This is a genomic window from Yinghuangia sp. YIM S09857 (genome assembly GCF_051388915.1).
Classification (GTDB): Bacteria; Actinomycetota; Actinomycetes; order Streptomycetales; family Streptomycetaceae; genus Yinghuangia.
In genome coordinates this window covers 44,096-64,424 of record NZ_JBPKBH010000033.1, presented here as the reverse complement: position 1 = coordinate 64,424, position 20,329 = coordinate 44,096, and the positions used below count along the sequence as shown (strand labels likewise).

General features: G+C 73.0%; 14 protein-coding genes. 4 read left to right on the top strand and 10 right to left on the bottom strand.

The annotated features are described in order from the left end of the window. Positions 1-159: 159 nt before the first annotated feature. The 5 genes from ACRX5S_RS39570 to ACRX5S_RS39550 form a co-directional block, all read right to left on the bottom strand. Positions 160-486, bottom strand: coding sequence for an L-rhamnose mutarotase (locus ACRX5S_RS39570; RefSeq protein WP_436778127.1), 327 nt, complete (start codon positions 484-486; stop codon positions 160-162). Positions 487-496: 10 nt separating this feature from the next. Beyond that, the gene (rhaS, locus tag ACRX5S_RS39565; RefSeq protein WP_436778126.1) at positions 497-1,597 is read right to left on the bottom strand and encodes a rhamnose ABC transporter substrate-binding protein; all 1,101 of its coding nucleotides are present in this window, start codon (positions 1,595-1,597) and stop codon (positions 497-499) included. A gap of 130 nt (positions 1,598-1,727) precedes the next feature. After that, positions 1,728-2,756, bottom strand: coding sequence for an ABC transporter permease (locus tag ACRX5S_RS39560; RefSeq protein WP_436778125.1), 1,029 nt, complete (start codon positions 2,754-2,756; stop codon positions 1,728-1,730). Next, positions 2,749-3,792: an ABC transporter permease gene (locus tag ACRX5S_RS39555; RefSeq protein WP_436778124.1), complete on the bottom strand. Its 1,044-nt coding sequence runs from the start codon at positions 3,790-3,792 to the stop codon at positions 2,749-2,751. The genes ACRX5S_RS39560 and ACRX5S_RS39555 overlap by 8 nt, the downstream gene beginning before the upstream one ends. Continuing rightward, positions 3,789-5,381 (bottom strand): sugar ABC transporter ATP-binding protein, encoded by a 1,593-nt coding sequence (locus tag ACRX5S_RS39550; RefSeq protein ID WP_436778123.1) that lies wholly within the window; start codon positions 5,379-5,381, stop codon positions 3,789-3,791. Before ACRX5S_RS39550 ends, ACRX5S_RS39555 begins: the two co-directional genes overlap by 4 nt. A 304-nt stretch (positions 5,382-5,685) precedes the next feature. Between ACRX5S_RS39550 and ACRX5S_RS39545 the strand changes: the two genes are divergently transcribed. The 3 genes from ACRX5S_RS39545 (at position 5,686) to ACRX5S_RS39535 (ending at position 9,444) form a co-directional block, all read left to right on the top strand. Continuing rightward, complete coding sequence (locus ACRX5S_RS39545) at positions 5,686-6,696, top strand: LacI family DNA-binding transcriptional regulator (protein WP_436778122.1); 1,011 nt, start codon at positions 5,686-5,688, stop codon at positions 6,694-6,696. A 315-nt stretch (positions 6,697-7,011) separates the two neighbouring features. Next, positions 7,012-8,403, top strand: coding sequence for an FAD-binding oxidoreductase (locus tag ACRX5S_RS39540; RefSeq protein ID WP_436778121.1), 1,392 nt, complete (start codon positions 7,012-7,014; stop codon positions 8,401-8,403). A 189-nt stretch (positions 8,404-8,592) separates the two neighbouring features. Further along, positions 8,593-9,444, top strand: coding sequence for a DUF1963 domain-containing protein (locus ACRX5S_RS39535; protein ID WP_436778120.1), 852 nt, complete (start codon positions 8,593-8,595; stop codon positions 9,442-9,444). A 49-nt stretch (positions 9,445-9,493) separates the two neighbouring features. On the opposite strand, the gene ACRX5S_RS39530 is transcribed toward ACRX5S_RS39535, so the two are convergent. After that, complete coding sequence (locus ACRX5S_RS39530; RefSeq protein ID WP_436778119.1) at positions 9,494-12,400, bottom strand: helicase-associated domain-containing protein; 2,907 nt, start codon at positions 12,398-12,400, stop codon at positions 9,494-9,496. A gap of 111 nt (positions 12,401-12,511) precedes the next feature. Further along, positions 12,512-13,648 (bottom strand): prephenate dehydrogenase, encoded by a 1,137-nt coding sequence (locus tag ACRX5S_RS39525; protein WP_436778118.1) that lies wholly within the window; start codon positions 13,646-13,648, stop codon positions 12,512-12,514. 145 nt (positions 13,649-13,793) lie between these two features. Between ACRX5S_RS39525 and ACRX5S_RS39520 the strand changes: the two genes are divergently transcribed. Next, positions 13,794-14,273, top strand: coding sequence for a hypothetical protein (locus ACRX5S_RS39520; protein WP_436778117.1), 480 nt, complete (start codon positions 13,794-13,796; stop codon positions 14,271-14,273). 37 nt (positions 14,274-14,310) lie between these two features. Here ACRX5S_RS39520 and ACRX5S_RS39515 read toward each other — a convergent pair whose 3' ends face one another. From ACRX5S_RS39515 to ACRX5S_RS39505, 3 genes are all read right to left on the bottom strand, one after another. Beyond that, a complete protein-coding gene (locus ACRX5S_RS39515; protein WP_436778116.1) occupies positions 14,311-16,809 on the bottom strand; it encodes a hypothetical protein in 2,499 nt (832 codons plus the stop codon). Positions 16,810-16,811: 2 nt separating this feature from the next. Beyond that, complete coding sequence (locus ACRX5S_RS39510) at positions 16,812-19,310, bottom strand: hypothetical protein (protein WP_436778115.1); 2,499 nt, start codon at positions 19,308-19,310, stop codon at positions 16,812-16,814. 394 nt (positions 19,311-19,704) lie between these two features. Further along, on the bottom strand, positions 19,705-20,301 hold the full coding sequence (locus ACRX5S_RS39505; protein WP_436778114.1) for a Uma2 family endonuclease: 597 nt from the start codon (positions 20,299-20,301) through the stop codon (positions 19,705-19,707). Between the last annotated feature and the right edge of the window lie 28 nt (positions 20,302-20,329).

Sequence of the window (20,329 nt, the reverse complement as noted above, 5' to 3'; positions counted from 1 at the left end):
AACACCTTGAACCGCGTACCGGAGTTGCCGTACGCCCATGACGGCGTCTCGATGCGCTGGGCCCGCAGAGCGGCCTTGACGTCCTGCTCGGTCATGAGGTTCGACACTCCTGGTGCTGAGGTGCGGATTTCTTGCTGCTTGAAGGGGTGAACGACCCGCTCAGGCGAGGTGGAAGACCTCGTCCAGCGGTGCCATGGCCTCGTCCGGGCGCCGCCCGTCGAGTGCCTCGGCCTCGAAGAGGTCGCCCATTTCGCGCTGCCAGCGGGCGTTGACCTCGGTGGCGTCCATCGCGGCCTGGGCGGCGGCGAAGTCGTCGGTTTCCAGGTAGCCGACGAGCAGGCCGTCCGGGCGCAGGAAGAGCGAGTAGTTGCGCCACCCGGCCTCGGTCAGTGCGGCGCGCATCTCGGGCCATACGGCCGCGTGCCGTTCGCGGTACTCGGCGATGCGCTCGGGGCGGACCCGGAGCACGAAGCAGACGCGTTCCACGGCGGCCGGCTCAGAAGTCGTACTGGTCGACGTTGTCCTTGTTGAACACCGTCGGCGGGCCGAGGATGATCTCGCCGTCCTTGCCGATGGTGTACTCGCCCAGGTCGCCGGCCGTGAACTTCTCGCCCTCGGCTCCGGTGATCTGGCCGGAGGCCAGCGCCGCGGCCGAGTAGACGGCGAGCTTGCCGAGCTTCTTCGGGTCCCACAGGGAGAACTGCTCGACGGTGCCGTTCTTCACGAACTGCCGCATCTGGTTCGGGGTGCCGAGGCCGTTGACGACGACCTTGCCCTTGTACTGCGAACCGTCGATGTAGCGGGCGGCCGCGGAGATGCCGACCGTGGTGGGCGCGATGATCGCCTTGAGGTCGGGGTTCGCCTGAAGCAGGCCCTGCGTCTCCTGGAAGGACTTCTGGTCGTCGTCGTCGCCGTACGCGACCTTGACGAGCTGCATGTCCTTGTACTCGGGCTTGGCCAGCTCCTGCTTCATGTATTCGATCCAGGTGTTCTGGTTCGTCGCGTTCTGGGTCGCGGACAGGATCGCGATCTTGCCCTTGTAGCCGACCTGCTTGGCGACGTTCTGCACCAGCGAGCGGCCGACGTCCTCGGACCTGGCCTGGTTGATGAAGAGCTGGCGGCAGTCCTTGGCGGTGTCCGAGTCGTACGCGACGACCTTGATGCCCTTGGACATCGCCTGCTTGAGCGGGCCGCACACCGCGTTGGCGTCGTTGGCCGCGATCATGATCGCGTCCTGGTTCTGCTGGATCAGCGTGTTGATGTACGACACCTGCGAGGAGGCGTTGGCGTCGGACGGGCCGACGCGCTTGCCCTCGCTGCCGATCTCCTTGGCGGCGGCCAGCCCGGCCTCGCCGGTGATGGTCTCGTACGGGTTGTTGATCTGCTTGGGCAGGAACGCCAGCTTGAGGCCGGTCTTGAGCTCTGCGTTCGGGTCCGCGCTCGCCCCGGCACCGGCCGCGGGGGCGGCACCGCCGGAGGAGTTCTTGTCGTCGTCCTTGCTGGTACCCGAGCAGCCCGCGAGGGCGAGGCCGAGGGCGGTCGCGGCGGCGACCGCGGCCGTGGTGCGGCGGCCGTGGGTGCGGAGTCTCGCGTTCATGGTCATCCTTCGAGGGGGAGGGGGCGGCGCCGTCGGCCGANGCAGCCCGCGAGGGCGAGGCCGAGGGCGGTCGCGGCGGCGACCGCGGCCGTGGTGCGGCGGCCGTGGGTGCGGAGTCTCGCGTTCATGGTCATCCTTCGAGGGGGAGGGGGCGGCGCCGTCGGCCGACGGCCTGGATGACGCGCGGGGCCAGCACCGACACCACCAGCAGCACGCCGGTGACGATCGACTGGACCTCGTTGGCCACGTCGTTGAGGGTGAGCAGGTTGCGGAGCAGGGCGATGAGCAGCAGTCCGGAGACGACGCCGCCGAGGGTGCCGCGGCCGCCGTCGAAGTCGACGCCGCCGAGCAGCACCGCCGCGATGACGGTCATCTCGAAGCCCATGCCGTTGTCGGCGCGGGCGCTGCCGTACCGCAGGGTGAAGACGATCCCGGCGAACGCCGCGACGACGCCGGTCAGCGCGAACAGCGCGAGCTTGATGCGCTTGACCCGGATCCCGGCGAAGAACGCCGCCTCCTGCTGCGCGCCGATCGCGAACATCGCGCGGCCGAGACCGGTGGCGTGCAGCACGACGGCGGTGATCACCGCGAGGACGCCGAACAGCGCGATGGGGAACGGGATGAAGCCGAGGACGGTGCGCTGCGTCAGGTCGGCGTACTCCTGCGGGAACTCGGCGACCGCCTTGGTGCCGAGCACCACCGAGGCGAGGCCGCGGTAGAGCGTCATCGTGCCGATGGTGACCGCCAGGGACGGGAGTCCGACCTTCGTCACCAGCAGGCCGTTGACCAGACCGCCGGCCAGGCCGACGAGCAGCACGATCGGGACGATCATCTCGAACGTGTAGCCCGCGTCCCACAACGATCCGGCCAGCGCGCTGGACAGGCCGAGCATCGAGGCGACCGACAGGTCCACCTCGCCGCACACCACCAGCAGCGTCATCGGCAGCGCGATGATCGCGACCTCGGCGATGTCGTTGAGCGCGAAGGACAGGTTGCCGGTGGTGGCGAAGGAGGCGTTGTCGGCGCTGCCGAAGCCGAACACCGCGATCAGGATGATGGTGACCGCGAGGTCCCAGCGCAGGAACCGGGCCCAGCCCGCGGACCCCGCGCCCTCGGTGCGCACCGGCGGGAGCTCCGGCTTGGTCAGGGTGTCAGCCATGGCGGGCGTTCCTCCTCCGCAGCGCGCGGGTCACCCGCACCTGGACGATCCGGTCGATGCTGATGGCGGCGAGCAGCAGGGCGCCGTTGATGGCCTTCTGCCAGAACGAGTCGACCTTGAGCACCACGAGCGCGCTGCCGATGGTGGTCAGCAGCAGGGCGCCGAGCGCCGCGCCCCACACCGTGCCGACACCGCCGGTGATCGCCACGCCGCCGACCACGACCGCGCTGACGACCTGGAGTTCCCAGCCGTTGGCGGCGTCCGCGACGACGGTGCCGAAGCGGGACAGCCACAGGGCGCCGGCCAGGCCCGCGATCGCTCCGGAGAAGACGTACGCCGCGAACACCCGCTGCCCGGACGGCACTCCGGCGAGCCGGGCGGCCTCGGGGTTGGACCCGATCGCGTACAGCTCGCGGCCGGTGCGGTAGCTGCGCAGGTACCAGCCGGTCACCACCAGCACGACGGCGGCGATCAGCGGGAGGTACGGGATGCCCAGCACGCTGCCGGTGCCCAGGTCGAGGACGCCGCCGGGCAGCGTCTCGGCGTTGATCTGCTCGCCCTGCGCCCAGTAGTAGTCGACGCCCTGGATGATGTAGAGCGTGCCGAGGGTGACGACCAGCGACGGCACCCGGCCGAGGCTGACCAGCAGGCCGTTGACGACACCGCAGGCGACGCCGACCAGCACGCCGACGAGCACCACGGTGGCCGCCGAATGGCTCGACCCGGACGCGAACTTGCCGCACGCGAAGGCGGCCAGGCCGACGACCGAGCCGACCGACAGGTCGATGTTGCGGGTGACCACGACGACCGACTGGCCGACGGCGAGCAGCACCAGGATCGAGGCGTTGAGGAAGAGGTCCTTGACGCCCTGTTCGGACAGGAAGCGGGAGTTGCTGAGCTGGGTGCCGACCACGAGGGCCACCAGGGCGACCAGCAGCGTGAGTTCGCGGGCGCGGAAGACCTTGTCGACCAGTCCGCGCGACGACTTGGCGGCCTCCGGGTCGGCCGTCGGCGGCGAGATGAGTGTGGCCGTCATGCGGCGGCGTCCCTTCCGTTCGGGGCGGGTCCGGTCGGGCCGGGTCCGACCGGGGCCTTTCCGGCGCCGGTACGTCCGGTCGCCGCCGCCATGACGGTCTCCTCGGAGGCGTCCGCCCGGGGGATCTCGGCGGTGATGCGGCCCTCGTGCATCACCAGCACCCGATCGGCCATGCCGAGGACCTCCGGGAGGTCGGAGGAGATCATGAGGATGGCCAGCCCTTCGGCGGCCAGACCGGAGAGCAGGCGGTGCACCTCGGCCTTGGTGCCGACGTCGATGCCGCGGGTGGGCTCGTCGACGATCAGCACCTGGGGGTCGGTGGCCAGCCATTTGGCCAGCACGACCTTCTGCTGGTTGCCGCCGGACAGGACGCCGACGGCGTCCGAGAGGCGGGCGTACTTGAGCTGGAGGCGCAGGGCCCAGTCGCGGGCGGTGCCGTGCTCGGCGCGGCGGTCGATCAGCCCGGCCCTGCCGAGCGAGCGCAGGCGGGTCAGGCCCATGTTGCGCTCGATGGACAGGTCCATGACCAGGCCCTGCTGGCGGCGGTCCTCGGGGACCAGGGCCAGCCCGGCGGCCATCGCGGAGGTGGGCGAGGCGGGCTTGTACGCGCGCCCCGCCACCTCGACGTGGCCCGCGTCGTACCGGTCCACACCGAAGACCGCCCGGGCCACCTCGCTGCGGCCGGCGCCGACCAGGCCCGCGAGGGCGACGATCTCGCCGCCGCGCACCTCGAAGGAGACGTCGCGGAAGACGCCTTCACGGGTCAGGCGGTCGACGCGCAGCGCGGTGCCGCCGATGACGGTGTCCTGCTTGGGGTACAGCGAGTCGAGGTCGCGGCCGACCATGCGGCGGACCAGGTCGTCCTCGGTGAGCCCGGCGACCGGCTCGGAGGAGATCCAGCGGCCGTCCCGCAGCGTGGTGACCCGGCGGCAGAGCGCGAAGATCTCCTCAAGGCGGTGCGAGATGAACAGCACGGCGGCGTTCTGGTCGAGCAGCGTGCGCACCACGGTGAAGAGGCGGTTGACCTCGCTGCCGGTGAGGGCGGCGGTCGGCTCGTCCATGATCAGCACGCGGGCGTCGAAGGACAGCGCCTTGGCGATCTCCACGATCTGCTGGTCGGCGATCGACAGGCCGCGGGCGGGCTGCTCGGGGTCGAGCGCGACGCCGAGGCGGCGGAACAGATCGGCGGTGGCGCGGTGCATCGTGCGGCGGTCGATGCGGCCCAGGGCGCCGCGCGGCTGGCGGCCCATGTAGATGTTCTCCGCGACCGAGAGGTCGGGGAACAGGGTGGGCTCCTGGTAGATGACCGCGACGCCCGCGTCCCGGGCGGTGGCGGGGTTGCCGAAGGCCACCGGCTTGCCGTCGAGCAGCACCTCGCCGGCGTCGGGGCGGTGCACGCCCGCGAGGGTCTTGATGAGCGTCGACTTGCCGGCCCCGTTCTCGCCGGCGAGGGCGTGGGCCTCCCCCGCGTACAGCTCCAGCGAGACACCGTGCAGCGCCCGCACCGCGCCGAAGGACTTCTCGACGCCGCGCAGCGCCAGCACGGGCACCGGGGGGTCGCCTCCGGGGGTGGTGGGTACAGCGGTCATGGGGTTCAGCTCCTCGTCGCCTCGTTGCCGCTTCGTCGTGAAACGTTTCAGAGAGGTTGCGAGGAAGTTAGGTCCGGGTTGAGCCGCGCGTCAAGAGTTTGGGCTGCGCGAACTCGGCGCGCTGGCGTATGGTGACCATCGGTGAACGGCCGTACGTGCAGGCCACCTGGGGTTGACCTCGGATTTTGCGGGATCGACGGGGTCTCGTCCCGGTGACCGGCGGGGTCGACGGGCGGTCGAGTACCGCTGATCACACCCTCCGACTATTGACACGTTTCAATACTTCTCACCACAGTTGGGCGGCATGGCGACGACGGGTATCAAGGAAGTGGCGCGGCACGCCGGGGTGTCGATCGGCACGGTGTCGAACGTGCTGAACCGCCCCGACCGCGTTTCCGAGGCCACGCGCAAGCGCGTCCTGGACGCGATAGAGCACCTGGGGTTCGTGCGCAACGACTCGGCGCGGTCGCTGCGTTCGGGGCGCACCAACGCCCTCGGGCTGATCGTGCTGGACGTCGCCAACCCGTTCTTCACCGACGTCGCGCGCGGCGTCGAAGACGTCTCCAGCCGCAACGGGTCGGTGGTGATCCTGTGCAACTCCGACGACTCGGTGGACAAGCAGGAGACGTACCTCCAGGTGCTGCAAGAGCAGCGCGTACGCGGGGTGTTGGTGACCCCGGCCCACGAATCGGCGCTGCCGATCGACGGGTTGCGCAGCCGCGGCATGGCCGTCGTCCTCCTCGACCGCAGCGGCGACCGCCCGGACCTGTGCTCGGTCGCGGTCGACGACGAGGCGGGCGGTCAACTGGCGACCGACCACCTGCTCGCCGCCGGACACGACGATTTCGCCTTCGTCAGCGGCCCTCTGACGATCCGTCAGTGCGAGGAGCGGCGACGCGGCATGCGCCGGGCCCTGCGCGGCGCGGGCCTGCGCCTGGGCACGGCGGTCCGGGACGTCCTGGTCCCCGCGATGAACGCCCGCTCCGGCGCGGAAGCCGCCCGGCGTCTGCTGGCCGGGGGCGACCTCCCGCGCGCCGTACTGTGCGCCAACGACCTCCTGGCCATGGGCTTCATGCGCGAAATGCTCCGCGCGGGCGTGCGCATCCCCGAGGACATCGCCCTGGTCGGCTACGACGACATCGAATTCGCCGGCGCCGCCGCGATCCCGATCACGTCCGTCCGCCAACCCACCTACCAACTCGGCCAGACTGCTGCGGAGTTGCTGTTGGACGAGTACGAGAACCCGGAGGCCCACGCCCACCAGCAGGTGATCTTCCAACCGGAACTGGTCGTGCGGGAGTCGACGACGGGATAGTCGGCGTGGGAGACGACGGCGGCGAGGGCGAAGGCGCGGGAGACGGCGACGGCGCGGGAGACGGCGACGGCGACAATCTGCATAAATAGCAATCAAAGGTACGGATTGGGGTATTCGGGCGGGGCGTCTCGGTTTACCGTGGAGGGAAGCGGCGCGTCCCCGCGGCCGTCCTGCCTTGCAGCACGTTGCCCCTCTGGAGCACGGTGCCTTGACCCACCGTGCGCCCGGTGCGTCCTGCCCCGGGCCGCCTCCCTCGTGCCGCCGTGCGTTTGCTCGGGGAGCTCATCGGCTCGGGGAGACCACGCGAAAGCGGGGATGACCATGACCACCCTCGGCTCGGACGCCGCGCGGCTCGGCAGCAGTTTGCGCGGTACATTCGGCGGCGACGTCCTGCTTCCCGGCTCGCCCGGGTACGACGACGCCCGCGCCGTCTTCAACGGCGCCATCGACCGCCATCCCGGCGCCATCGCGCAGTGCACCACCACCGAGGACGTCGCCCTCGCCCTCGCGGCGGCCCGCGACGCCGAACTGGAGGTGTCGGTACGCGGCGGCGGCCACGGCGTGACCGGCAAGGCGCTCACCGAAGGCGGCCTCACCATCGACCTGCGCCGCATGAACGCCGTCACCGTCGACCCCGACGCCCGCACCGTCCGGGTCGGCGGTGGCGCGACGATCGGCGACATGGACCACGCGACGGTGCCCCACGGTCTGGCGACGACCGGCGGCCGGGCCTCCACCACCGGCATCGGCGGCTTCACCCTCAACGGCGGATCCGGTTGGCTGGAACGCCGGTTCGGACTCGCCTGCGACAACCTGCTCGCCGCCGAACTGGTCACCGCCGAAGGCAGGACGCTGCACGTGAGCGCCGATTCGCACCCGGACCTGTTCTGGGCCCTGCACGGTGGCGGCGGAAACTTCGGCGTGGTCACCGACTTCACCTTCCGGCTCCACGAGCTCCCGGTCTTCAGTGCGGCGTTGCTCTTGTGGTCCGCCGAGTACGGCCCCGACGTACTCCGCACCTACCGCGACTTCTGCGACACCGCTCCGGACCAGGTGGGCGGCGGGTTCATCTATCTGGTCGGCCCGCCCGAGGAGTTCGTACCGGAGCACCTCGTCGGTCGGCTCGCGGCGGCGGTATTGGTGACATACACCGGCTCGGAGGCCGAATGCCGCGATGCGGCAAGCCCGTTCCTCGGCCTCGCCCCCGAGGGCGCGATGATCGCCGAACTCCCCTACCCCGCGTTCCAGTGCATGCTGGACGACCCGCCCGGCCTGCGCAATTACTGGTCCGCCGACTACCTGACCGCGTTCCCGGACGAGGCGGTCGACGTGTTCTGCGCCCGCTCGCCCGAGATGGTGATTCCGTCACCGTCGCTGCACGTGTTCTTCCCGCAGGGCGGCGCCCTCGCCCGCGACAACGGGCGGTACCCCCTGCCGTGGCGCGAATCGCCGTACGCCGTCCACCCGTTCGCCATGTGGGAGGACCCCGCCGACGACGCCCGCGCCGTCCAGTGGGCGCACGACGTCTGCGCGGACATGCGGCCGTGGGCCACCGGCTCCGTCTACCTCAACTTCATCGGCGACGAAGGCCACTCGCGCGTCATCGACGCCTACGGCCCCGACAACTACCGCAGGCTCGCCGCGATCAAGGCCGAGTACGACCCCGACAACGTCTTCCATCTGAACCAGAACATCCGCCCCGCCTGACCCCGCCGTCCCCCGACCGACGTCGGTCCTCCGCCCGGAGCACCGGACCCGGCGTCTCCACACGGACCGGGGAACTGCGGCGGTGATCACCTTCGGTGATGCTGCGTTCCCCGACCGTGCGGCCACGGCGCCGGTCGCTCATGTGTGGTCGCGCGCATTGCACCAGGCCCACGGTCCTAGGCTGGCCCGATGGACCACGAGACGTTGCCGGACGAGTCCGCCCGCCTGATCGGCGCCGCACGGCGCCACCTGCCTCCCGACCTGTCGGAGGCGTGGGTGCGTCTGCTGCGGCCCACCGTGAAGTTCCGGCATTCCGCTGCGGCCGACCCCGCTGTCGCGCACCGGGGCGGGCGGCCGCTGCTGCCGCCCGATATGCCGTGGCCGGTCTGGGAGGGCGAGGGGCCACTGTCCCTGATCGCGGGGTTCGATCTCGGTGCTCTGCCGCGCGGGAACGTGAACCTGCCGGACTCCGGTCTGTTGTACTTCTTCCTGTTCGACGGCCAACTGTGCGAAAGCACCATGCCGTCCTTGGACAACGAACCCCAGGCGCACCGCGTCGTCCACATCCCCGCGGGCACACACGTGGAGCGCCGGTCGCCGCCCGAGGTGCTGCGCGACTGCGCGGCGGAACCCATGGCGGTGTCCGTGGAGTTCACCGCGCCGTCCATCGCCTCGCACGTCCTGGAGGACCACTTCGACACCACCGACGCGAGGGTCGCCGAGGCGCTGTACGACGAGGACTTCGACGACGCCCTGGACCTGTGGGCCCACATGGATCACCAACTTGGCGGCTACCCCTTCTCACCGCAGAACCCTTCGCTGTGGGACATCGTCGGGGACGAGCCGCTGGAGTCCGGCCCCGGCGAACTCGCCGCTTGGAGGGCCGAATGCCGGGAGTGGCTGACTCTCGCCCAATTCCCACCGGACCGCCAGTCCGCGCTGTGGTGCGCCGACACCGGGTACCTGTACTGGTACATCCGCCGCCAGGACCTCGACGCCCGCCGCTTCGACCGCGCGGTCTTCGTCTGGCAGGACACCTGAGAGAGCCCACCACGGAACCCGGGCACGAAACGCGCCGTCATGAACCTGCTCAGTCTTCGGCCGGGAGCACCAACCACAGGGTCTCCAGGCGGAACGGCAGAAGTGCCGGGCGGCCGTTGGGGGGACGCATGTAGAGGCTGTCACCCGCCATGGCCAGGTGCGCGACGGTGCTCGTCATCGGCTCGCCGTTGTACGCCGTCGCGGCCACGCGCACCGCGCTCCCCCGGTCGAGTGCCTGCGCCAGCACAAGGCAGTCCTCCGGTCCGAGCAGCGGTGCCGCCTCGTGCAGGCGGGCCGCCTTCGCGGTGAGCGGCGGAGGCGGGCGCAGCGCCTTGTCGAGCAGGTCCGCGGCCCAGCAACGCCGGTCCTCGGCCGCGTCGTCCGCCATCGTCAGGACCACGGTACGGCCGCCGCGCCCCGGATCGGGGTCGGCCCCCTCGGCCCGGAACTCCGCCGGGCGTTCGACCAGCGCGCTGCCGGTCTCCGACTCCGCGGCGGGCGCGTAACCCGCCTTGCGCAGACGCCGCACCGCTTCGTCCAGCGGCTCGGCGCAGAGCAGCACCGTCGGCGCGATGCGCCGCAGGCGCAGGTCGGACAGGCCCCGGTGGTGCAGGAGTTCGGTCACCAGCGTCTCGTCGTCGGAGTAGACGACGCCGGCCGCCGGCGCGACACGGACCTGGCCGTACCGGCGTCCGACATCGTGGATCAAGTCCTCCAGCGGCTTGGGGAGTTCGCCGATCGCGGCCTCGGCCAGGTCGGCGAGCAGGCCCGCCGCGGTGCCGCCGGCGTCGAGGTGGCGACGCACCGAGATCTCGGAGAACCGCCATACGCGGCCCGGGCTTTCGACCTCGGCGCAGCGACCGAGCAGACGTACGAGCTCCACCGCCGGAGTGCCCGCGACCGCGGCCGTCAGGTCGGCGCGGAACCGGGCCCGTCGCGTCGCGGGCGGCACCAACTCCTCGGCCACTGCCAGCAATGCGGCGGCACTGTGTTGAACGGCCAGCCCGCCGCCGAGGGCGGTCAGTGCGCCGTGTGCGACGAGGCCGAGCGCCGCCGCCTCGTGCAGCGCCGTGACGGTGAACGCGACGGCGTCGAAGCGTCCGCGGTACGCCGTCTCCAACTCGTCGGCGACATCCCGGCAGTCCGCACACCCGCACGGCGTCGACAACGGGAACTCGGCAGGGCGCACGGTCCCCGCATCCGATGCCACAAGGCAGTTCGCGTCCACGACGAGGTCGGCGGCGGAATCGCCCACGGCGTCGACCAGCGTGTCGTGGTCGCACCCGCCCCCGAACGGCCCCCCGAAGCCGCGGTCGAAACCGCCGTTGACATCGACCTCGAACTCACCGCCAACGCCCTCGAGTTCGACCCCCAATTCGACCCCGGCGTCGACCCCGGCCTTGACCCCGTGTTCCGCCCCACCGTCACCCGCGGCATCACCGACGACGACGCCCCCGCCCCCCACCTCGAACCCGGCCACCATCTCGTCGATCCCCTGGCGGAACGGCGTAGGGCACACCCACGCCACGCACCGCGCCAACGAAGCCGGGTCGGCCACCGCGCGGTCCAGGCCCATCGCGCCCAGCGTCCGCAGCAGCGTGCCGCGCGCCACCAGCGCGAGACCGCCCCGCGCCGACGCCCCGGACAGCGGCGCGGGCGGCCGGGCCCCCGGGCGCGCGGCGGCGTCGAGCACGTCCAGCGTCGGGACGTCCGGCATCGTGACCCAGCCCCGCACCAACACCATCAGCCTGGCGGCGGGTTCGCCGTCGAGCCAGGCGTCGTACGCGGACGTCGGCAGCACCCGTCCCCGTTCCGCGTCGGCGACCACCAGCCCCGCCGACTCGGCGACGTGCAGCCACAACCGCACCGTGCCCTCGTCGCACCCGAGTTCGCGGGCCAGGCGGCGCATCTCGCGTACTCCCACACCGCCGCTCTTGAGCAGCACCGGCGGGCCGACCGCGCAGGCGTGCAGCAGCCGGGCCGCGACGTCGAGGGCCGCGGACGCCGAGGCCGCCGAGGACCGCAGCACCGCCGCCCGGTCCGCGTCCTCCGTGGCGACCCGCGGCGGGCGCGACTCGAACGGCACGCGGTAGTCGTCCCCGCGCAGCGCGAGGGCGACTTCGCGCGGCATCATCTCCCAGCCGTCGCCGGTCGGCAGCAACAGCCCGCGGCGGCGCAGCCTGGCGAACCCGTCGCTCCGGCCGTCGGCCGCCCCCGCGCGACGCGTCGTCGGCCCGAAGTAGCCCCACGCCGCGGTCGGGTCACGCCGTATGCCCACCTCGGCGAGCTCGTCGAGCGCGGCCCGCGCGGACGGGTCGAGCCGGGCGGCGATCCGGCGTACCACCTCCGGGTCGCCGAGCAGCCGCGCCGCCAGCACCGCGTTTTCGTCCTTGCGCCCCGCGGGCAGACCGCCCAACTCCCGGACGATCGCCTGGAGATCCTCGGGCCGCTGGCCGAGCAGCAGGCCGTACGCCGGCGCGCCTAGCCCGAGCGGCAGCGGGAACACCGAGGCGGCGCCCGGGTGCAGGCGTATCCGCCCGTCCTCCGGCCAGGCCAGCACGCGCCCGGTCAGCGCGTCGAGGGCGGGACCCAGGTCGCGCGCCTCGCTGCGGTCCGGACCGCAGACGAGCCCGATCAGCGCCTCCGGGTCGACCACCACGACCGGGTCGTCGTCCAGCCGCGGCCCGGCGTCCCCGCCCAGGCGCGCGGCGCCGCCGGGCGGCCGCTCCTCGGCGACCGCCCACAGCACTTCGAGCAGTTGGAGTTCGCCCCGGCTGAGGAACGAGCAGCCCAGCAGCGCCGTTTCCGGATCCGCCAGGCAGACCGCCACGTGGCGCAGCGTCGTCGGCCTGGGCTCTTCGGGCACAGTCGGGGTCATGGTGACGATGCGCGCGAGGTCCGGTGCGGAGAGCGAGGCGAGGTACACCGCGAGCGAGTCTGTGGTGGACAGCGTCACGCATCCAGACTGCCAGATGGCCGGGACGGGAGGACCACTCCCTTGGGGTGGCGCGGGGGTGGCGATGCCCGGACGGGACCGCACCGCGCCGCCACCGCGACCGGACGGCGACTACCTCTGCACGTTCCACCCCTTGCGGCGCAGTTCCACCACCAGTCCCTCGGCCGTCGCGGGGTCCACCATCAACTCGACGAGACCGGCCGGACGGCCGGGCGAGTGGTCGATGGACATGTCCTCGATGTTCACACCCGCGTTGCCGACGTCCCCGAACAGGCGTGCCAGCTCGCCCGGTTGGTCGCCGACCACGACGGGCACCGACTCGTACCGCGCGGCGGGCGCGCCGTGCTTGCCCGGGATGCGGGCGTGCCCGGCGTTGCCGAGGCGCAGGATGGCGCCGATGCCGTCCGCGCCGCCGCGGCGCTTGGCCTCGTCCTCGGCGGCGAGCGCGCGCAGGGCCGTGATGGTCTCGTTGAGGTCGTCCGCGAACCCGGTGAGCACGTCGGCCACGGCGTCGGCGTTGGCCCCGAGGATCTCGACCCACAGGCGCGGGTCGGACCCGGCGATGCGCGTGACATCGCGTACGCCCTGCCCCGCGAGCCGCGTCGCCGTGTCGTCCGCCCCCTCCAGCCGGGCCGCCATCAGCGCGGACACCAGGTGCGGGGCGTGCGACACGAGCGCCACCGCGTGGTCGTGCGCGCGCGGCTCCATGACCACCGGGACGGCCCGGCACAGCGCCACCATCTCCAGGGCGCGGTTCAGCGTCTCGGTGTCGGTCTCCTTCGACGGCGTCAGCACCCACGGCCGCCCGTCGAACAGGTCCGCGCGCGCCGCGAACGGCCCGGAGCGCTCCCGGCCGGCCAGCGGGTGCCCGCCGATGTAGCGCGACACGTCGCACCCCAGCGCCTCGATGTCGACCAGCGGCTGCTCCTTGACGCTGCCCACGTCCGTGTAACTGTGCGCGAGGCCCTTGCCCTGGCACTCCTTGAGCGCGGCGGCGATGCGCGCCGGGGGCACCGCGAGGACGGCCAGGTCGACCGCGGCGGGCGGCGCCTCGTCCAGCCCCGCGCCGAGGGCGGCGGCGGTACGCACGGCGGTCGGGTCCGCGTCGTGCAGGTACACCGTGATCCCGCGCGCGGAGAGCGCGAGCGCCACGGAGGTCCCGATCAGGCCGGTGCCGACGACGGCGGCGGTACGCATCAGGAAGCTCCGTTGCTGGCTGGTGTCGGGGAGAAGACCCCGCGGGAACACCCGGGGCCGCCTCCCAAGATTATCCGGGCACCCCCCGGCCGCGAGCGGCAGCACGCCCACACGCGGCCGGACAGCCCCTCCCCCACCGGCAACGGTTCGGTGACATCGCCCGCACCGTCCGCCCGCCGCCGACCACACTGACCAAATGGGACACGCCACGGCGGCCTCCGGCGGCCGCTCCGGGAGCTCCGACGACTCGTGCGGCTCCCTCGACTCCCGGGCAGAGCGAACGGCCCGGGGATTCGCGGCCTTCGTGAGCGCGCTGGTCGTCGACACACTCGTCGGCCTCACCTGCGGATCGCGGCTCATGCTCGGCAACCTCGCCCTCGCCGGCGCGCGGTACGACGACGCCGAGCTCCACGACCGCCACCGGCACAACATCGTGGTCCTGGCGATCGCCCTCGCGCTGCTCGCCGCGGTCGCCGCCGTGCTGTTCGGTACGCGGCACCACGCGACCGGCGTCGCGCAACTCGTGCCGATCCTGGTCGCCGTGGTCGTCCTCGTCGGCGTGATCGGCGACGGTCCGGGACGCGCCGTCCCGTCGGGCAAAAACGCGACAGCGGTGCCCGCGGCAGGGTGCCACAGCGACCGGTCGCCGGGCCACCAGCCGGAATGTGCGGGGTAGCGGTCCTCGTGGCGATGGCGACCGCGATGCGGCCCGCTCAGCCGGTCGGCCGCGCGCCTTCGGGCGGGTCCGGCGGGGCCTCGGTGTCCGCCGGGGGGTTCAGTTCGGCCCAGCGGCGGCCGAGTTCCTGGTAGTAGGCGGGCTCCCAGGACGACCGGCGCAGCACGTCGTCCAGCACCGGATACGGCGCGAGGCGGCGGCGGTCGCTCATCAGGTCGAGGGCGAGCGCGCGCAGCGGACGAGAGGGGTCCTTCTCCAACGTCAGGACGACGCGTACCAGCCGCTCGAACATGCGCCGCACGACCTTCGTCTCGACACCCGCCTCCACAAGGCGGTCGCCGTAGCGCACAGGGTGGAGCAGGACGTCGCGTACGGCCTGGCGCTCACGCTGCGTCCACTTCGGCGCGTCGTCGAGGCGGCGCGGGAAGTGCTCCGCGACGTACGGCAGCAGGCGCAAGTCGGCGAGTTCCAGCGCGACGGCGAGGGCGACGACGTCCTCGACGAACGCCACCGCGCGGTCCGCGCCGCCGTCCGCCACCTGGTCGGCGGCGAACTCCAGGGCGTCGATGTCCTCGTCGTAGACCCCGCGCCGCTTCCACCGCTCCCGCTCGGCGTTGCCCGCACTGGGCGGCGGGTCCTCGGGACGCAGCGGCACGCCCGCGGGCGCCCGCAGGGGGAACGCCTCGGGCTCGGCGAGGACGGGGTCGGCGGCGGGGTCGGAGGGCTGGTCTTGAGCACGGCCTTGGGTCCGGTGTCGGTCGGACGCGGGCTCGGGGGCACCGGCCAGCTCCGCTCGTTCCGGCTCGGAGACGCGGCCCGGAGGCGGCTCGGCAGTCTGCGGACAGACGGAACCAGGGTTTTCCACCGCCGCATCCGCACCACCCCTGTCCTCCTCCGGCGCGGACGCGGGTACGGGTATGGGCCCGGGCGGCTTCGTGCGCGCGGACCGCACACCCCGCGACGGACGCCTGGGCAGCACGGACCGCGTCGCGGGTGCGGTCGTCTCGGGTGCGGTCGTCTCGGGTGCGGTCGTCGCGACAGCGTCCTCGGACGGTCCGGTGTCGAGCGCAGCCGCCTCGTCCGAGGCCGCCTCGCCCCGCCGCGCAGGACGGGTCGAGGGCTCGGTGCGATGTGCCGCCTCCCGGATGGTCGGAATGGCCGGGTGACCGGAGTTGGGTGTACGACGCGGCAAAGGCGCCGCAACGCCGGGGCGCGCGGCCGGCGACGCCTCGTCCTCCACCACGGCCGTCTCCGGGGCCTCGGCCCGCACCGCCGCAGGTGCCGCGAACAACTGGTCCAGCGACGCCCCCGGCCCGTCCGGCGGTACGTCGCGCACCGGCACCGCGACCGGCTCGGCAGCCGACCCGGCAACGGACTCGACCGCGGAGTCGGCAAACGACTCGGCAAACATCTTTGCACCAGATTCAGCACCAGACTCTGCGTCAGATTCGGCCCCGGCCGCGGCACCCGACTCGGTACCGGCCCCGGCCGCGGCCTCCCCCGCGAGCCGCGCCTCCTGCCACGCCGCCGCCCGCGACAGCGCCTCCGCCGACTCGCCCGGGACCACCTCCTCGTTCGGCAGCCGCAGCGGCGCCGCGCCGCCCGAACCGCCCCCCGCGCCACGCCCCGCGTCCGCGGCGAAGCGGTCGCGGATCTCCACCGCCCGGTCGTACGGCTGATGCCGCCGCAGCCCCTGGAGGCCGCGCAGCAGCGGGTACATCGTGTCCCAGTCGTCCTCGACGTACCGCGCCACCATCAGTTCGGCCGCCTCGCGGAACACGTCGGTGCGCGCCTCCGCGTCCGGGTCGACGCGGTGCCGACCGCTCCACAGTTGCGAGGGCCAGCGCGGCACCACCACGAAGCGGGGCCGCGTCGTACCGTCCGCCGTCTCGTACGTCGAGAACGTGAGCGGCCCCGGCAGCGGCACGGTGATGAGGTCGAACAGCCCCCACAGCAGCGCGACCGGATCGCCGGCGTCCGCGAGCCGGACCGAGAAGCCCATCGTCGGGCGGCGCAGCACCGCGGCGAGCACCACGGTCAGCGGCTCCGGCTGGGTGCGCGCCGCGTCGCGGAGCTGGAACGCCCGTTCGGCCAGGGCGTCGTCGAGGATGGTGTCCGGTATTCGCGCGAGCCGGCGGCCGACGGGTATCTCCGCCAGTTGCGGCTGCCCGGTGCGCCACCCCCAGCCGTCCAGCGCCAGGACCGCGTGCGGGGTCAGCGCGGCGCGGGTGCCGAGCAACACGTGGGCGTGGTTGCCGAGGCGCCCCTGCTCGAACTCCGAGGCGACGCGGTGCACGACGGCCGCGAGCGAGTCGACGTGGATCAGCGAGGTACTGGTCAGCGGCGCGCCGTCGCCGCCGAACTCGGCGGCCACCGCCTCCGACAGGTCCGGCACCAGTCGCGCGAGATCGGCGACCGGCAGCGAAGTGGCCGCCGGGCCGAGGCCCTTGCGTCCGAACAGGTCCTGGCGCTGCCACCGGTACACGATCTGGTGCAGCGGCTGGCGACTCGCCGTCGGTCGGGTGGTGCCCTCCATGACTACCCCTCCAAGGGGTCCGCCGGGTCGGGGAGGAGGGACCGGCTGGCCGCCCAGAGCCGGCCGATCTCCTCGAAGAACCGCGCACCGAGGCCCTGCGCGACGGCGGCCCCGATGAGTTCCTGCTGATAGGGACGATATGTGCCGGGGACGGTGTCGAGGTTGCGAACCACCGCGGCGAGATGGTCCGCGGTGCTGTCAGTGTGGCAGCCGTCCAGGACATATGCGGCGAACTGTCCGATGATTGACGCTATCTGATGGCGCGGCACACCGCAGCGGTCCAGGGCCCGCATCGGCCCGTCGAGGCCCGCGAGCACGCGTTCGAGTGCGGCCTGCTCGCGCGCCGAGGGCAACCGCGGTGACGGGACCACGAGTTCGGCCAGCCGTTCGACGAGCGCGGGCAACAACGCCTCGTCGGCCCGCTCCAGGCCGACCGCCACCGCCACCAGCCCGGCCTGCCCGACGAGTTCACGGAACTCCCGGTCGCCGGTGGCGCCGCCGCCGTCGAGCCAGCGCGCGGCGTCCAACAGCGGCTGGAGCGCCCATTCGGCGACGCCGTCCTCGGCCCAGCCCGCGAGATCCCAGTCGCGCGGGGTGCGTTCGGGCGGCGGCGCGGGCGCGACGACCGGCGGCGGTACGGACGGCTGAACGGGCGGCGCGGTCAGCGCGTTTGCGGCGGCCTGGGCCGCAGCTGCGGCACCGGCACCGGACCTGGGCGGCGGGGCGGTCGGGGGCGGAGGCGGCGGTACGGGCGCGGCGGGCGGCGGAACCGCACCCCGCGCCCCGGCTCCCGGCGGCGCCGGGACTCGCGGCGGACCGGGCGCGTGGGCCGGGTGGGCCGGATGTGCCGGCTGACCCGGGTGACCCGCGCCGTACGCCGCCGCGCGTCCCGCCCCCGGCCCGCCGACGACCGGTCGTTCGGGCCTGTCGGGCCGTTCGGGCCGATCCGGGCGCTCGGGCACCGGAAAGGCCACGGGCAGGTAGCGCGTCTCGGGCTGCGTGGGCTTCGGACCGGACGGGCGTTCGATATGCGGCGGCAGTACGGGCGTTCGCTCGGCCCGCGCGGCACGCCCGTCGGCGGGCGGCGCGGGCGGAGGCACGGACGGGGGCACGGACGGGGGCATCGCCGGACCGTCCGGTCGATGTCCTGATCCATGCCCCGGCCGGCCTCCGAACTCGTTCCCGGCCTCGTGCCCCGAAGGAAGCGCCGACCGAGGTTCCGGCGGCAGAGCTCCGTTCCCGCCGTCAACTGCGAACCCCGGGTCCACCGCGACCGGGACATCCGTGTACGGATCCTCGTCCGACAGCACCGACTCGACGTCGCGGGCAGCGTCTTCGGCCTCAGCCTCGAACACGGGTTCCGGCCGCGCATGGCGCCCACTGTGCGGCCGCTCGGGCAGGTACTCCCCCGTCACGTCCAACTCCGCCGGGACGCCCAGGAAATCGGCGAGCCCCTGCCCCGACGCAGCAGGCGTCGCGTCCGGCCCGGGACCCGCCGCCCGGACCAGTGTGTCCCAGCCCCTTGGCCGGGCGGCGGCGTGGCGGGCGGGCGGCGGCTCGACCGGGCCCCGTGCCTTGACCAGGGAGACCTTGGGCGGGAACAGGCGGTCGATGGCGTCCAGGATCGCGATCGCCTTGGGCTCGGGCTCCAGTTCGGCCACCGGCCGCAGTTGGCGCAGGAGGGTGCGGGTCTCCTCCCACGGGCGTTCGGTGTAGCACGCCACGAGCCTGCGCGCCGCCTCCGCGTACAGCCCCGTGCCCGGGGCCGAGGTGACGTCGAGCCGCAGGCGCCCGGGGAAGTCCGCACCGGGCCACTCCGGCACGACCACGAAGCGGGGCCTGCTCGCGTCGTCGTCCGACTCGTACGTGGAAAAGCTCCAACTCCCGCGCACGAGATGGCTCACCAGGTCGAACACGCCCCACAGCAGCGGCGCGGGGTCCGGTCCGGCGTCGCGTTGCAGCAGGGACAGCGCGGCGCGGGGCCGGGCGAACAGCGTCTCGGCGATGCGCTCCAACGCACCCCGCCGGTGCCGCGCGGCGGCCCGCAACCCGGCGGCGCGCTCGTGCGCAAGGGCGATGAGCCCTTCGGAGCCGATGCCCTCCAGGTGGTACCCCGGCGGCATGTCGTCGAGCGGCGGACCGCCCGCCGCCCAGTCGAACACCCCGAGCGCGAGGACCACATGCGGCCCGAGCACGCGTCCGGGATCCAGCACGACGTGCGCCACGTTGCCCGGAGTGGCCTCCTGCCCGTGCAGGGCGAACTCCCGGTGGATCAGCGCCGGCCCGGCGGTCGTGCGCGCCCAGCAGACACTGGTGTACGGGCCGGTCTCGACGTCGACGCGCATGCCGACGTACGTCCGCAAGTCCCCCGCCCACCCCGGCAACCGGTCCGGCGCCAGCGAGGTCGCCACCGGCCCGAGCCCGCGCCCGCCCAGCAAGTCCCTTTCCTGCCAGCGGTAGACGATCCTGTCGAGGACCGCACCGCCCGTCTTCGCCCCCACGCCACCCCCACACCCCGGTCGGCCTGCCGCGCCTCGTCGCGGGGCAACGCCCTGGGCAACGTTCTAGCAGCCCCCGCCCGGCGCCGCAGCCACGCGCGCGCCACGCCGCGCGAACCGGAGCCCCGACAACCGCCGGCTCCGAACCACAACCACAGCGTTCGCCCCCCCGTTCGACCGGTTGATCACGGGGAGTTCGCCCCGGCACGGATCGTCCGACGCCCCTGAAATCCCCCTCACCCGGCGTGTCGCAGTCCCTCACACCGGTCATCCCGACCCCGGCCCCAAACCACCACAACGAACTGACGGCGGCCGAGGACCGGTTGCGTACCCGAACGGCCGTGCGGGAACAGCAAAGGGCGCCGCCACACAATCGTGCAGCGGCGCCCGCAATACCTCAGCGCAGTCGCGTCAGCCGTCCAGGATCCAGAGCCATCGGGAAGGGCTGCTCCCAACTCGTTTCGCGACCCGCGAGGGCGATTTCGCGTTCGATGTAGGCGCCGGTCACCAGCTCGGCGATGATCAGGCTCGGGACCGGGCGCAGGTCGAGGCGCCAGTACCACGGGGTGCCCGCCTCGGCGTACAACTTGCTCTTCATGACCACGTCGGAGCGGCGGTCATGGGGCGAAGCAACGTCTACAGCGATCACGACCGCTTCGGACGATACGGTCGCCACACCGCTGTCCATGATCTCCTCCGCGGCCGCAAGATCGACGGCGACCACGTCCGGGATCAGCATCCCGGAGGGCATGACCACGTTGACGGCGTCGAAAACGACGAGCGCTGCGTCCGCCTCCGCCGCGGCCGCTTCCAAGGCGTTGGCCAGGCGCCGTACGGCCATCTGATGCGGCGGAGCGGGGTTGGGCGACATGAGGAGCGAGCCCCCGATGAGCTCGGTGCGGTGGCTGGGATCCTCGGGCGGCGCCAAGACCTGCTCGACCGTCCACGGGCCGACGTGCCCCCGCCCATACCCCTCGACATGCGCAAGGCTCATGGCCCCCTCCATTCGGTTGTCCTCGGCG